General features: G+C 75.4%; 14 protein-coding genes. 5 read left to right on the top strand and 9 right to left on the bottom strand.

The genetic code is table 11. The features are described from left to right. Positions 1-14: 14 nt before the first annotated feature. Positions 15-974 (top strand): type I pantothenate kinase, encoded by a 960-nt coding sequence (gene coaA, locus E4A51_RS00255; RefSeq protein ID WP_046530710.1) that lies wholly within the window; start codon positions 15-17, stop codon positions 972-974. 25 nt (positions 975-999) lie between these two features. Here the strand turns inward: coaA and E4A51_RS00250 are convergent, their stop codons facing one another. The 7 genes from E4A51_RS00250 to E4A51_RS00220 all read right to left on the bottom strand — a co-directional run bounded on the left by E4A51_RS00250 (position 1,000) and on the right by E4A51_RS00220 (position 7,817). Continuing rightward, entirely contained in the window at positions 1,000-1,569 is a 570-nt protein-coding gene (locus tag E4A51_RS00250; protein ID WP_134850580.1) for a hypothetical protein, read from the bottom strand. 220 nt (positions 1,570-1,789) lie between these two features. Next, positions 1,790-2,485 (bottom strand): DedA family protein, encoded by a 696-nt coding sequence (locus tag E4A51_RS00245; RefSeq protein WP_070319388.1) that lies wholly within the window; start codon positions 2,483-2,485, stop codon positions 1,790-1,792. Positions 2,486-2,691: 206 nt separating this feature from the next. Continuing rightward, entirely contained in the window at positions 2,692-3,384 is a 693-nt protein-coding gene (locus E4A51_RS00240) for a peptide deformylase (RefSeq protein ID WP_070319389.1), read from the bottom strand. A 29-nt stretch (positions 3,385-3,413) separates the two neighbouring features. Beyond that, on the bottom strand, positions 3,414-4,760 hold the full coding sequence (gene glmM, locus E4A51_RS00235; protein ID WP_046528962.1) for a phosphoglucosamine mutase: 1,347 nt from the start codon (positions 4,758-4,760) through the stop codon (positions 3,414-3,416). Positions 4,761-4,914: 154 nt separating this feature from the next. Next, entirely contained in the window at positions 4,915-5,403 is a 489-nt protein-coding gene (gene rpsI / locus E4A51_RS00230) for a 30S ribosomal protein S9 (protein WP_046528963.1), read from the bottom strand. A 43-nt stretch (positions 5,404-5,446) separates the two neighbouring features. Next, positions 5,447-5,890 carry a 50S ribosomal protein L13 gene (rplM, locus tag E4A51_RS00225; protein ID WP_046528964.1) on the bottom strand — a complete coding sequence of 148 codons (444 nt, stop codon included), beginning with the start codon at positions 5,888-5,890 and terminating at the stop codon, positions 5,447-5,449. Positions 5,891-6,140: 250 nt separating this feature from the next. Continuing rightward, positions 6,141-7,817: an ABC-F family ATP-binding cassette domain-containing protein gene (locus E4A51_RS00220; RefSeq protein ID WP_070319391.1), complete on the bottom strand. Its 1,677-nt coding sequence runs from the start codon at positions 7,815-7,817 to the stop codon at positions 6,141-6,143. A 113-nt stretch (positions 7,818-7,930) separates the two neighbouring features. On the opposite strand from E4A51_RS00220, the gene E4A51_RS00215 reads away from it, so the two are divergent. The 3 genes from E4A51_RS00215 to E4A51_RS00205 all read left to right on the top strand — a co-directional run bounded on the left by E4A51_RS00215 (position 7,931) and on the right by E4A51_RS00205 (position 10,804). After that, entirely contained in the window at positions 7,931-9,865 is a 1,935-nt protein-coding gene (locus tag E4A51_RS00215) for a glycosyltransferase family 2 protein (RefSeq protein ID WP_070319392.1), read from the top strand. Next, complete coding sequence (locus E4A51_RS00210) at positions 9,865-10,206, top strand: STAS domain-containing protein (RefSeq protein ID WP_070319393.1); 342 nt, start codon at positions 9,865-9,867, stop codon at positions 10,204-10,206. The genes E4A51_RS00215 and E4A51_RS00210 overlap by 1 nt, the downstream gene beginning before the upstream one ends. Before the next feature lie 115 nt (positions 10,207-10,321). After that, positions 10,322-10,804: a DUF5709 domain-containing protein gene (locus E4A51_RS00205; protein ID WP_046528968.1), complete on the top strand. Its 483-nt coding sequence runs from the start codon at positions 10,322-10,324 to the stop codon at positions 10,802-10,804. Between the two features lie 30 nt (positions 10,805-10,834). On the opposite strand, the gene truA is transcribed toward E4A51_RS00205, so the two are convergent. Then, on the bottom strand, positions 10,835-11,779 hold the full coding sequence (gene truA, locus E4A51_RS00200; protein WP_070319394.1) for a tRNA pseudouridine(38-40) synthase TruA: 945 nt from the start codon (positions 11,777-11,779) through the stop codon (positions 10,835-10,837). A gap of 34 nt (positions 11,780-11,813) precedes the next feature. On the opposite strand from truA, the gene E4A51_RS00195 reads away from it, so the two are divergent. Continuing rightward, positions 11,814-12,581: an ROK family protein gene (locus E4A51_RS00195; protein ID WP_046528970.1), complete on the top strand. Its 768-nt coding sequence runs from the start codon at positions 11,814-11,816 to the stop codon at positions 12,579-12,581. Here E4A51_RS00195 and E4A51_RS00190 read toward each other — a convergent pair. Continuing rightward, positions 12,462-13,307 carry an alpha/beta fold hydrolase gene (locus E4A51_RS00190; protein ID WP_082739936.1) on the bottom strand — a complete coding sequence of 282 codons (846 nt, stop codon included), beginning with the start codon at positions 13,305-13,307 and terminating at the stop codon, positions 12,462-12,464. The genes E4A51_RS00195 and E4A51_RS00190 overlap by 120 nt on opposite strands. Positions 13,308-13,354 lie beyond the last annotated feature (47 nt).

Raw genomic sequence — 13,354 nt, 5'->3', positions numbered from 1 at the left:
GCCCGCGATGCGCGATGATCGTCGTCGTGCCGTCCCTGGTCCCCGCCACGCCCTACGTCGACCTCGACCGCGACGCCTGGACCCGGTTGTCCGCCTCGACGCCCCTGCCGCTCACCGACGCCGACGTCGACCGGCTGCGCGGCCTCGGCGACCCGATCGACCTCGCGGAGGTCGACGCGACGTACCGGCCGCTGTCCCGCCTGCTCGACCTGTACATCCAGGCCACGCAGGGTCTGCACGGCGCGACCAGCACGTTCCTCCACGAGGACGTGGGCCGCACGCCGTACGTCATCGGCGTCGCGGGCTCCGTCGCGGTCGGCAAGTCCACGACCGCCCGCATCCTGCGCGAGCTCATCGCGCGCTGGCCCGCCACGCCGCGCGTCGAGCTCGTGACCACGGACGGCTTCCTGCACCCCAACGCCGAGCTCGAGCGCCGCGGTCTGCTGCAGCGCAAAGGCTTCCCCGAGTCGTACGACCGCCGCGCGCTGCTGCGTTTCGTGTCGAAGGTCAAGGCCGGACGCCCCGAGGTCGCGGTGCCCGTCTACGACCACCTCACGTACGACATCGTGCCCGGCGCCGAGGTCGTCGTGCGGCAGCCCGACGTGCTCATCGTCGAGGGGCTCAACGTGCTCCAGCCCGCGCGCCCGACGCTCGAGGGCACGTCGAACCTCGCCCTGAGCGACTTCTTCGACTTCTCGATCTACGTCGACGCCCGCACGTCGGACGTCAAGCAGTGGTACGTCGACCGGTTCCTCTCGCTGCGCCGCACCGCGTTCGCGCAGCCCGCGTCGTACTTCCACCGGTACGCGTCGCTGTCGGACGAGGAGGCGATCGACCGCGCCGAGAGCATCTGGGACTCGATCAACGCGCCCAACCTCGAGCAGAACATCCTGCCGACGCGCAGCCGGGCCACGCTCGTCCTCACCAAGGGGCCCGACCACACGGTGCAGCGCGTGCGGCTCCGCAAGATCTGACGCGCCCGCGCCCGTCAGGCGCGCGTCACGGCGCCGAGGCCTGCGCCGTGACGGGCTGCGCGAGCGCCACGGGGTGCTCGGTGCGCTCCACGACCTCGAGGGTCCCGAGCGCGGCGGGGATGCCGTCGGCGCCGTCGCACGCCACGTCCGCCGGCAGCAGCACCGCGGCGCCCATCGCGTCGACGAGCCACACCTGCGGGACGACGGCGTCGTCCGGGCACTCGCGCGGGGTGCGCGTGCCGTCGACCTCCCCGAGCAGGTCGTCCAGGTCCCCCTCGAGGCGCGTGGCGGTCACCGACCACCACGTGCCCGCGGAGTCGCGCAGGGGGTCGCCGCGGTCGCACACGAGCACGCTGTCGGCGACGAACCCGGCCGGGGGCAGGCCGCGCGTCGTGGCCTGCGGCGCCGTGGTCCGCAGGCTCGCGTCGAGCTCGAGACCGAGGGCGTCGAGCACGCCCGGGTCGAGGCACCCCGCGTCCGTGCGGACCTCGGCGGGCGGTCCCGCCGCGTCCTCGGCCGAGGGCGCGTCGGTCGCGCAGGCCGCGGCGGCGAGCAGCACGGCGACGGCCGTCACCGCACGTCGCGCTGCTCGCACCTGCCCACCCTCCGTCGTCCTGCCGGTCCCCGGGCACGACGGTCAGGACCCCGGCGGTGCCGGGGCCTCGCGGGAGCGGGGAGGACGACGTCGACGTCGTCCTGCGTTCGAGCGTAAGCCGCTCCGGGAGGCCGATCGCCGTCACCCCGTCGGCCGATACCGGATCGTTGTCACACGTCCCACATCGTGAGGTCATCGTGACCTCGACAACGGGCGAGGGTCAGGCCGCGGACCCCTCGGGCCGTGTCGCCGGCTCGGTGCCGGTGCCGAGCGTCGCCGGCCGCGGCGCCGCGGCGAGCGGCGTCACGGGTGCGCTCGGCGGCAGCGGGTCGTCGAGCCGCAGCCACCGGCGCAACGCCCAGTCGACGGCGAGCCCGACCACGAACCCGCCCACCACGCCGACCGCCACGCCCACGAGCGGCGAGTGCCCGAGCACCGCACCCGTGCCGATCCCGATGAGCGTCGAGTACCCCGCCCAGGTGACGGCCGCGATGGCCGTGAGCAGCACGAAGCGCCGACGACGCAGGCCCAGGGCCCCCGCCGTCATGTTCACGGCGACGCGCCCCACGGGGATGTAGCGCGCGGCGATGACGAACGACGCGGAACGGGTCCGCAGCGCGCGCTCCGCCCAGTCCAGGACGGCCTGGCCGCGCCGCCCCCGGAACACGCGCAGCCGCCGGACGTGCACCGCGGTGCCGATCTGGTAGGCGACCTGGTCGCCGACGAACGCGCCGAGCGCGGCGACCGCGACCACGATCCACAGCGCCGGCGACCCCGTCGACACCGACAGGGACGCGAGCGCGATGACCACCGACTCGCTCGGGACCGGCGGGAAGAACCCGTCGACCACCGAGAACGCGAACAGCACGACGAAGATCCACGGCGAGGCCGCCAGCTCCAGCGCCCACTCCAGCACGTGATCTCCCCTCGCCCGCCCACCCCCCGGTGGGGCGACGTCACCACGCTAGGCCGGGGTCGGGTCCGGGCACATCGGGATAGCCCCCGAATCAGCCCTGAGCGACCCCGATCTCCTCCCCCGGGACTCACCCCCCGCCCCCGCGTCTCCGTCGCAGGGCGGAGGCGCGACGCCCTGCGCGGTGCCCGGCGCGGTGCCCGGCGCGGTCACCGCTGCGGCGCGGTGTCCTCCGGGGTCCCGTCCGGCAACCCGAACCCGAGGGCGCGCGCGGCGGCGCGCGGCACGGGCTCCGTCCCCCAGTGTGCACCCCAGGCGTCCGTCGCGGACAGCGAGCGCGGGTCCGCGCGGTCGAGGTACAGCGTGCCGTGCAGGTGGTCGGTCTCGTGCTGCGCGATGCGCGCGGGCCACCCCGTGAGCACCTCGTCGAGCGCCCGCCCCGTCTCGTCGGCGCCCGTGAGGCGGACGCGGCGGGGCCGGGCGACGACGGCCTGGTAGCCCTCGACGCTGAGGCAGCCCTCGTAGAACGCGACGACGTCGTCGCCCTCGGGCGCGTACCGCGGGTTCACCAGCACGCGGTACGCGACCGCGGGACGCTCGCGCACGCGCGCGATCTCGTCGTCCCCCGGCCCGGGGTCCTCGACCACCGCGAGGGCGAGGGGGAGCCCGATCTGCGGGGCGGCGAGCCCGACACCGGGCGCGGCGCGCATCGTGCGGTGCATGACGCCGAGCAGCTCGTGCAGCTCGGCGTCGTCGACCTGCCCGTCGAACGGCACGGCCACCGACCGCAGGACGGGGTGCCCGGCCTGCACGATCGGCGCCACCGCGTCCGGCCCCGCCTCGCGGACGGCGTCGAGCAGCCGGCGCACGTGGTCCCGCACCCAGCCGTCGACGTCGCGCACCGCGCCTCCTCCGGTCGTCACGACGCCCGCTACAGCGAGAGCCGCTCGCGCACGACCGCGGCCAGGTCGTGCGCCGTCTCGTCGGCCTCCTCCTGCGTCGCCGCCTCGACCATGACGCGGACGAGCGGCTCGGTGCCCGAGGCGCGCAGCAGCACGCGTCCCGTGTCGCCGAGCGACTTCTCGGCGGCGGACACCGCCTCGACGAGCACGACGTCGTCCGTGCGCGTGCGGTCGACGCCCGGCACGTTGACGAGCGTCTGCGGCAGCCGCTGCACGACCGACGCGAGGTCGGCGAGCGTCCGACCGGTCTCGACCACACGGGCCGCGAGCTGCAGCGCCGTGAGCAGGCCGTCGCCGGTCGTCGCGTGGGCCGCGACGATGATGTGACCGGACTGCTCGCCGCCGAGCCCGAAGCCGCCCGCGCGCATCGCCTCGAGCACGTACCGGTCGCCGACCCCGGTGACGACGGTCGCGATGCCGGCGTCGCGCATCGCGAGCCGCAGGCCGAGGTTGCTCATCACCGTGGTGACGAGCGTGTCGTGCGGGAGTGCTCCCCGGTCGCGCAGCGCGATCGCGAGGATCCCCATGATCTGGTCGCCGTCGACCAGCACGCCCTCCGCGTCGACGGCCAGGCAGCGGTCCGCGTCGCCGTCGAAGGCGACGCCCAGGTCGGCGTGCGCCGCCACGACCGCCGCCTGCAGCTGCTCGGGGTGCGTCGAGCCGCAGGCCTCGTTGATGTTGCGCCCGTCGGGCGACGCGTTGATGACGACGACGTCGGCGCCCGCCTCGCGCAGCGCCGCCGGGCCGACCTCGGAGGCCGCACCGTTGGCGCAGTCGACGACGATGCGCAGGCCGTCGAGCCGCACGCCGATCGTCGCGACGAGGTGGTCGACGTACTGCTGGCCGGCGAGGCTCTGGTCGGTGCGGATGCGACCGACCGCGGCGCCGAGCGGCCGCTCCCACGCCTCGCCGAGGCGCGCCTCGATGGCGGCCTCGACCTCGTCGTCGAGCTTGTGGCCGCCGCTCGCGAGGAACTTGATCCCGTTGTCGGGCATCGGGTTGTGCGAGGCCGACAGCACGACGCCCAGGTCGACGCCGCGCGCGGCCGTCAGGTAGGCGATCGCGGGCGTGGGCAGCACGCCGACGTTGTCGACGTCGACGCCCGCGGACGCCAGGCCGGCGGCGACGGCGGCGGACAGGAACTCGCCCGAGGCGCGCGGGTCACGGCCGATCACGGCGCGCGGGCGGTGCCCCTCGAACGCGCCCTGCGACCCGAGCACGTGCGCCGCGGCGACGGACACGTCGAGCGCGACCTCCGCCGTGACGTCGCGGTTCGCGAGCCCTCGCACGCCGTCCGTGCCGAACAACCGACCCATCACCCGACTCCTTCGCCCGACGCGCCCGGTCCTGCCGCGCGGCGTCGTGTCGTTCCTCCTGCGTCGCGGCCGGTGACGGCGGCGACCTGCCTTGACATGCCGATGGCCCCGGCGGTCTGTCGACCAGCCGGGGCCATCGGGCCGAGGCGCTGGATCAGCGCTTCGAGTACTGCGGCGCCTTGCGGGCCTTCTTGAGACCCGCCTTCTTGCGCTCGACCACACGCGCGTCACGCGTGAGGAAGCCGGCCTTCTTGAGGGCCGGGCGGTTGTTCTCGGCGTCGATCGCGTTGAGCGCACGGGCGATGCCCAGGCGCAGCGCGCCGGCCTGGCCGGAGACGCCACCGCCGGTGATGCGCGCGATGACGTCGAAGCGACCCTCGACGTCCACGGTCTTCAGCGGCGAGTTGACGAGCTGCTGGTGCACCTTGTTCGGGAAGTAGTCCTCGAGGGTGCGGCCGTTGATCTTCCACTGGCCGGTGCCGGGCACCAGACGGACGCGGGCGACGGCCTCCTTGCGGCGGCCGAGCGCCTGGCCCGGTGCCGTCAGGGACTGGCCACGACCCACGGGGGCAGCGGTCTCGGAGGTGTAGCTGGTGGGCGTGTCGTCGCCCTCGTACTCGGTCTCGACGGTGGTCTGAGCCACGGGATCCTCGCGTTCTGGTTTCTCTGCCGCAGCAGCCGGAGGCTTACTGCGCCACCTGGGTCAGCTCGAACGTCTTCGGCTGCTGGGCCGCGTGCGGGTGCTCGGGGCCGGCGTAGACCTTGAGCTTGCTCAGCTGCTGACGACCGAGGGTCGTGTGGGGCAGCATGCCGCGGACGGCCTTCTCGATCGCACGCTCGGGGTGCTTCTCGAGCAGGTCGACGTAGCGGGTCGCCCGCAGACCGCCCGGGTAGCCCGAGTGACGGTAGGCGAGCTTGGTCTCACGCTTGTTGCCGGTGAGCGCGATCTTCTCCGCGTTGATGACGATGACGAAGTCGCCGCCGTCGACGTGGGGGGCGAAGGTCGCCTTGTGCTTGCCGCGCAGGAGCGTGGCCACGTGGCTGGCCAGACGGCCGAGCACGACGTCGGTCGCGTCGATGACGTACCAGTTCCGCTCGACGTCGCCGGGCTTCGGGGTGTACGTGCGCACGGTGTGCCTCTGTCTCGTGATGCGTGTCGTTGGCAGGCCGCACGGGGCGACCGGCCGAGGATGGCTGCCGGAGCATCCCGCCCGGCGAGTGGGATCGCACCAGGACGGCCATCGGCACCCGGTGGTGAGAAGCCACCGGTGCGCGACAGGGGACGCACAACGACACAACAGACTACCGGCACGCCGCACCGACGGCAAAACCCGTGAGCAACGCCTCACCGCGGCGCGGGACGGGCCCCGCGAGCCCGGGTCAGCGCACGCGCTCGACGCGGCCGGCGTCCCACACCGGCTCGGGCGTCTCGACGACCGTGCCGTCCGCCGAGAACACGAGGAACCGGTCGAACGTGCGCGTGAACCAGCGGTCGTGCGTGACCGCCAGCACGGTGCCGTCGAACGCCGCGAGGCCGGCCTCGAGCGCCTCGGCCGAGTGCAGGTCGAGGTTGTCGGTCGGCTCGTCGAGCAGCAGCAGCGTCGCGCCCCCCAGCTCGAGCAGCAGGATCTGCAGACGCGCCTGCTGCCCGCCAGACAGCGTCTCGTAGGGCTGCTCGGCGGCCTCCACGAGCTCGTACCGGTCGAGCGCCCGGCTCGCGGCCTCCCGGCCGAGGCCCGCCCGGTGCCCGTCGCCGCGGTGCAGGATCTCCAGCAGCGTGCGTCCCACGAGCTCGGGGTGCGCGTGGTTCTGCGCGAACCACCCCGGGCGGACGCGCGCGCCCAGCACGACCGACCCGGTGTGCGCCACCGGCGCGACCGGGACGTCGCCGGCCGGCGCGTGCTCGGGGTCCGAGCCGCCCGCCGCCAGCAGCCGCAGGAAGTGGGACTTGCCCGAGCCGTTCGACCCGAGCACCGCGACGCGCTCGCCGTACCAGACCTCGAGGTCGAACGGCCGCATGAGCCCCGTCAGCTCGAGCCCCGTCGCGACGACCGCGCGCTTGGCGGTGCGCCCGCCCGTCAGCCGCACGCGCACGTGCTGCTCGCGTGCGACCACCTCCGGCGGCCCCGCCTCCTCGAACTTCCGCAGGCGCGTCTGCGCAGCCTGGTAGCGCGACGCGAGCCCGTCGTTGAAGGCGGCCTTCGTCTTGAGCGTGAGCACGAGCTCCTTCAGCTTCGCGTGCTCCTCCTCCCAGCGGCGCAGCAGCTCCTCGAGCCGCGCCTGCCGGTCGGCGCGCGCCTGCGCGTACGACGCGAACCCGCCGCCGTGCACCCACACGCGCGCCCCCACGGCCGTCGGCTCGAGCGTCGCGACGTGCGTCGCGACGCGGGCCAGCAGCTCGCGGTCGTGGCTCACGAACAGCACGGTCTTGCCGCACCCGACCAGACGCTCCTCGAGCCAGCGCTTGGTCGGGACGTCGAGCGCGTTGTCGGGCTCGTCGAGCAGCAGCACCTCGTCGGGCCCGCGCAGCAGCGCCTCGAGCACGAGCCGCTTCTGCTCACCGCCCGACAACGTCCGCACGTACCGGTGCTGCGCACGCTCGAACGGCACCGACAGCACGGCGTCGGTCACGCGGTCCCAGCCGGCCTCGGCCTCGTAGCCGCCGACGTCCGCCCAGTCCGCGAGCGCCTGCGCGTAACGCAGCTGCGTCGGCTCGTCGTCGACCTCCATCATCGCGAGCTCGGCCGCCGTCAGCTCGGCCGCGGCCGCACGCACCGCCGGTGCCGCGAGGTCCGCCAGCAGGTCGCGCACGCTGCGGTCGTCGTCGATGCGCCCGACGTCCTGGCGCATGACGCCCAGGCCGCCGCTGCGCTGCACCGACCCCTCGTGCGGCACCAGGTCGCCCGTGACGACGCGCAGCAGCGTCGACTTGCCGACGCCGTTGGGGCCCACCAGGGCCACCCGCGCGCCGTCGCCGACGCGGAACGTCACGTCCGACAGCAGGGGCCTGCCGTCCGGGAGCGTGTAACCGACACCGCCGACGTCCACATGACCCATGCGACCAGTGTCGCCCGGCCGCGGGGCCGTCCGCGACGAGATTCCGCCCGGCCCCCCCGGTCCGGCGCGCCGCGTGGCCACGCGCTACCGTCGCCTCCAGGGGGTGCGTCGCCGTGCCACGTCGGGTCGTCGTCCGGGTGCTGGTCGTGCTGACGCTCGTCCTCGGCTGGACGTACGTCGCCTGGCGCTGGTCGTCGTCGCTCAACCTCGCGGCGTGGTGGATCGCGGTCCCGCTCGTGGTCGCCGAGACGTACTCCCTGATCGACGTGACGCTGTTCGGCCTCACGATGTGGCGCGCCCGCGAGCGGCCCGCACCGCCGCCACCCGCACCCGGTACGACCGTCGACGTGCTCGTCACCACCTACGACGAGCCCGTCGACCTCGTCATGCGCACGGCGCTCGCCGCGCAGCGGATCCGCCACCCGCACACCACGTGGGTCCTCGACGACGGTGCACGGCCCGCGCTGCGGGACGCCGCGCTGGCCGCCGGCGTCGGCTACGTCGTGCGCTCGCCGGACTGGGAGGGGCGCCCGCGGCACGCCAAGGCCGGCAACCTCAACAACGCGCTCCTGGTGACCGAGGGCGAGCTCGTGCTCGTGCTCGACGCGGACCAGGTGCCCGACCCCGCGATCCTCGACCGCACGGTCGGGTACTTCGACGACCCGCGCGTCGCGATCGTCCAGACGCCCCAGGTCTTCGACAACGTGCCGGTCGCCGACCCGCTGGGGAGCCAGGCGCCGCTCTTCTACGGCCCCATCATGCAGGGCAAGGACGGCTGGAACGCGGCGTTCTTCTGCGGCTCGAACGCCGTGCTGCGTCGCGACGCGCTCATGCAGCTCGGGCTCGTGGGGTACGTCGACGCGTCCCGGGCGGCGGTGCGCCGGGCGCTGCGCACCGCGCGCGCCGTGCTCGCGCGTGCCGCGCGCGAGGCCGCCGACCCGACGGTCGCCGACGCCCTCACGACGGTGCGCGCCGCGGCGGCCCGAGCGCAGCGGCGCCTGGACGGCGGTGATCCCCTGGGGCCCGTCACCTACGAGTTCCAGCGCGCCGTCGACGCGGCCTCCGGCACGCTCGTCGACGCGGACGTCGCCCGGATGCGGGCGGACCTCGAGCAGATCGCCGAGCTGCACGACGCGCACGGCACGCTCACGCTCGACCAGTCCGCGCTGACCCGGCTCGCCGCTCGCGACTGGTCCCCCCTCGGCGCCCTCGAGGCGGTCCGCGACCTGCTGCGCGCCGTCGACGTCGACCGGCACGACGAGGCGCAGGCGGTGCAGCCCGTCGCGACGGTGTCCGTCACCGAGGACATGGCGACCGCCATGGCGCTGCACGCCCTGGGGTGGCGCACGGTCTACCACCACGAGACCCTCGCGCACGGCCTCGCCCCCGAGGACCTCCCGACGATGCTGACGCAGCGGCTGCGCTGGGCCCAGGGCACCGTCCAGACGATGCTGCGGCGCAACCCGTGGCGCGTGCCGGGCCTCACCGTGGGCCAGCGCCTCATGTACTCCGCGACGATGTGGAGCTACCTGTCGGGTTTCGCCGCCGTGGTCTACCTCGTGGCGCCCGTCCTCTTCCTGCTCTTCGGGGTCATGCCGGTCACCGCGTGGAGCGTCGACTTCTTCGCCCGGTTCGTGCCGTTCCTCGTCGCGAGCCAGCTGCTGTTCCTCGTCGTGGCGCGCGGCCTGACCACCTGGCGCGGCCAGCAGTACGCGCTCGCGCTCTTCCCGGTGTGGATCCGCGCCTGCGTGACCGCCGCCGCGAACGTGTGGTGGGGCCGGCCGCTGGAGTTCGCGGTGACGCGCAAGGACGGGCGGTCGAGCACCGTCGCGTGGCGGCGCGTGCTGCCGCAGCTCGTGGCGATGGTCGTGCTGGTCGCCGCGGTGCCCGTCGGGCTGGCCCGCGCGGCGCTGGGCCTGTCCGCGTGGAGCGGCACGCTCGTCAACGTCGCGTGGGTCGGCTACGACCTCGTCGTCCTGGGCGTCGTCGTCCAGGCGCTGCGGTACCGCGGGTACCGGGCCGCCGGGCGCACGGAAGGAGAACGGTGATGGGTCTCGACCTCGACCTCGAGCTGCGGGACGGCAGGACGGCCGTGCTGCGGCTCGTGGGACGCCTGACCATGCTCGGCGCCGGCGACGTGCGCGCCGCCGTGGACCGCGCCGTCGACGCGGGGCACCCGCTCGTCGTGGTGGACCTGGCGGGCGTGCCGTTCATGGACTCCTCGGGGCTCGGCGTGCTCGTCGGCGGGCTGCGTGCGACCCGCGTCGCGCAGGGAGACCTGCGGATCGCCGGGGCCGGCGAGCAGGTCCGCGCGGTCCTCGAGCTCACCAGCATGGACCTCGTGCTGCGGCCGTACGCGCACGTGGACGACGCCCTGCGCGGCGACTAGGCCCCGCACCGTCCGGAGGCGGCGCCGCGACCCGCGGCCGGCCGGGCACGCCCCCTCTCCCCCGCGTCCCTGCCCTGCTGTGGCGGCCCGCGACCCGCGGTGCTTGGCTCGTGCCATGAGCGAGGACACCCCAGCCACCAGCACCGACCCCGCACTCGGCTCGGAGGGCGACAGCGACCAGCTGCCCGGCGAGGACACGCTCGTCGAGCGCGGCGTCGACGACCCGCTCGACGAGGGCGTCACCCCTCCCGAGCGTCCCCGGCCGCAGTCGACGCGGTTCGGCGAGACCGCCTGGGAGGAGTCGCGCGGCGAGACGCTCGACCAGCGCGTCGCGCAGGAGGAGCCCGAGGTCTGGGAGTCCGACGACGCACCGCCGCCGCCGCACCGCGACGAGCTGCGCGCGGGCCGCCTGGTCGAGGACGACGACGCCGTGGAGGCCGGCGGCACCGACGAGTTCGCGATCGACGCGGGCGTCTCGGGCGGCGCGGCGTCGGCCGAGGAGGCCGCCGTCCACCTGGTCGAGGAGGACTACGTCGGCGCCGCACCGACCGATGACGACGACGACCTCACGACCGACGACGAGGGCGCGCGGTACTGAGCGGGCGGTGAGGAGCGCACGCCGGGCCCGTCAGTCGCAGCAGCCGCGCGCCGGCGGGCCGTCGTCCGTCACGCCGTCGCGCCGACCGTCGACCTCGTGCGCACCCCGGCGGGCCCGGGTGCGCTCGGCGCGCTCCGCGAGCTCGGCGTCCGGCGGGTAGCCGACCTCCTCGAGCGTGAGCCCGTGCGCCGCGACGACGGTCGCACCGCCCTCGCGGCGGCGCGCGTCGAGCAGGTCGCGCGGCCACGTGACGGGCCGCCGCCCCTCCCCCACGGCGAGGCTCGCGCCGACCAGCGCCCGGACCATGGAGTGGCAGAACGCGTCGGCCTGCACGTGCGCGACGACGAGGCCCGCGTCGGCGCCGTCCGCGGGCCGTGCCCAGGCGAACTCCTCGAGCGTGCGGATCGTCGTCGCGTCGGGCCGGGGCTTGCAGTAGGCCGCGAAGTCGTGCCGCCCCACGAGCGTGCGCGCCGCGGCGTCCATGGCGTCGACGTCGAGCGGGCGCCGGTGCCACAGCACCGCGGCGCGGCGCAGCGGGTCGCGTACCGCGGGCTCGTCGCACACGCGGTAGGCGTAGCGCCGTCGCAGCGCCGAGAAGCGCGCGTCGAAGCCGTCCGGCGCGCGCGTCACCGACCGCACCACGAGGTCCGACGGCAGCACGCCGGCCAGGCGCGCGGTCAGCGCCTCGACGTCCGCGCGGTCCGAGCGTCCGCGCGCCGCGGCCAGCGCCCCCGCGACGACGTCGACGTGCGCGACCTGACCGCGCGCGTGCACGCCCGCGTCGGTGCGGCCCGCGACCGTCACGCGCGGCGGCGCCTCCCCGCGGGGCCCCGCCCGCAGGACCGTCGCGAGCCCGTCCTCGAGCACGCCCTGCACGGTCCGCAGCCCCGGCTGCCGCGCCCACCCGGCGTAGTCCGTGCCGTCGTACGCGAGGTCCAGGCGCAGGCGGACGAGGTCGGCGGGCGTGCTGGTCACGGGCCCACGGTAGCGGTGGGGCTACCGTGGTGACGTGCCCGTCGAGCCCTACACGCTGGCCGTGGACTGCGGTGGCAGCGGCATCAAGGCGTCGGTGCTCGACGCCGCCGGCACGCTGCACGCACCCCCGGTGCGCGTTCCCACGCCCTACCCGCTGCCCCCGGAGCGCCTCGCCGAGACGATCGCGGGGATCGCGGCCGGGCTGCCGCCGGCGCAGCGCGCGACGGTCGGCGTGCCCGGGATGATCCGGCACGGCGTCGTCGTCGCGACCCCGCACTACGTGACCCGCTCCGGGCCGCGGACCGCCGTCGTGCCCGAGCTGCTCGCGGCGTGGCAGGGCTGCGACGTCCGGGCCCTGCTCGCCGAGCGCCTGGGGCTTCCCACGCTCGTGCTCAACGACGCCGAGGTGCACGGCGCGGGCGTCGTCTCGGGCACGGGGCTCGAGCTGGTCCTCACGCTCGGCACGGGCCTGGGGTCGGCGTTGTTCGACGGCGGCCGGATCGCGCCGCACCTCGAGCTGTCGCACGCCCCCGTGCGCTGGGGCACGACGTACGACGCGTACGTGGGCGAGCACGAGCGCGCCCGACTCGGCGACGCGCTGTGGTCGCGCCGGGTCCGCAAGGTCGTCGACGGGTTCCGGCCCGTGTTCCGCTGGGACCGCCTCTACCTGGGCGGCGGCAACTCACGACGCATCACGGCGTCCACGCTCGACAGGCTCGGCGACGACGTGGTCGTCGTGCCGAACCAGGCGGGCATCGTCGGTGGCGTGCGTGCCTGGGGGCTCGCCGAACCGCACGGCTGACGCCTCGCGCGCGTCCACGTCGTCGAGGACGTCGAGCAGCACGCGCGTGAAGCGGACGGGCTGCACGAGGCTCACGAGGTGCGTCGCGTGCGGCACCACGACGAGGTGGCCGTCGCGGCACGCCGCCAGGAACCGTCGCTCGTCACCACGGAAGTGGTCCCAGCGCCCGTTGACGAGCCACACGGGAGCGGCGACGCGCGCGAGGTCCGCCAGCGGCGTCGCGTCCCGCATGGCCCGCATCGTGTCGCCCACGACGTCGAGGGCGAACCCACCCGCCGCGACGTCGGCGGCGGCCTGCGGCGGCAGCACGCGGTCGACCAGCGCCTGGTTGATCGCCGCGCCGCGGTCGGGCAGCCGGGCGAAGAACCCGTCCGCGGCCAGCCCCCAGGCGCGGACCACCGCGGCGCGCGGCACGGTGCAGCACGCCGCCGCGACGAGCCCCGCGACCTGCTGCGGGTGCCTCGCGGCGTGCGCGATCGCGGTGTACCCGCCGAGCGACAGGCCGACGACGACGGCGCGTCCTCCCACCGCCTCGACGCCGGCCGCGACCGCGTCGACCGCGCCGTCGAGCGTGAACGTCTCGTCGAGGCGGTGCCCGTGCCCGGGCAGGTCGACCGCGAGGGCCGTGCGCCCGGTGGCGGTGAGCGCCTCCACCTGCGCGCGCCACATGGTGCGCGACGCCCGCAGCCCGTGCACCAGCACCACGGGCACCTGCCGCTCGTCCATGCGCACGACGCTAGCCCTCCCCGGCAGGCGTTCGCCTCTCGACGGGT

The organism is Cellulomonas sp. HD19AZ1, assembly GCF_004535805.1.
Taxonomy (GTDB): domain Bacteria; phylum Actinomycetota; class Actinomycetes; order Actinomycetales; family Cellulomonadaceae; genus Cellulomonas; species Cellulomonas iranensis.
Note: the sequence above shows the minus strand (reverse complement) of the source record. Positions and strands in the feature narration are given on the sequence as shown.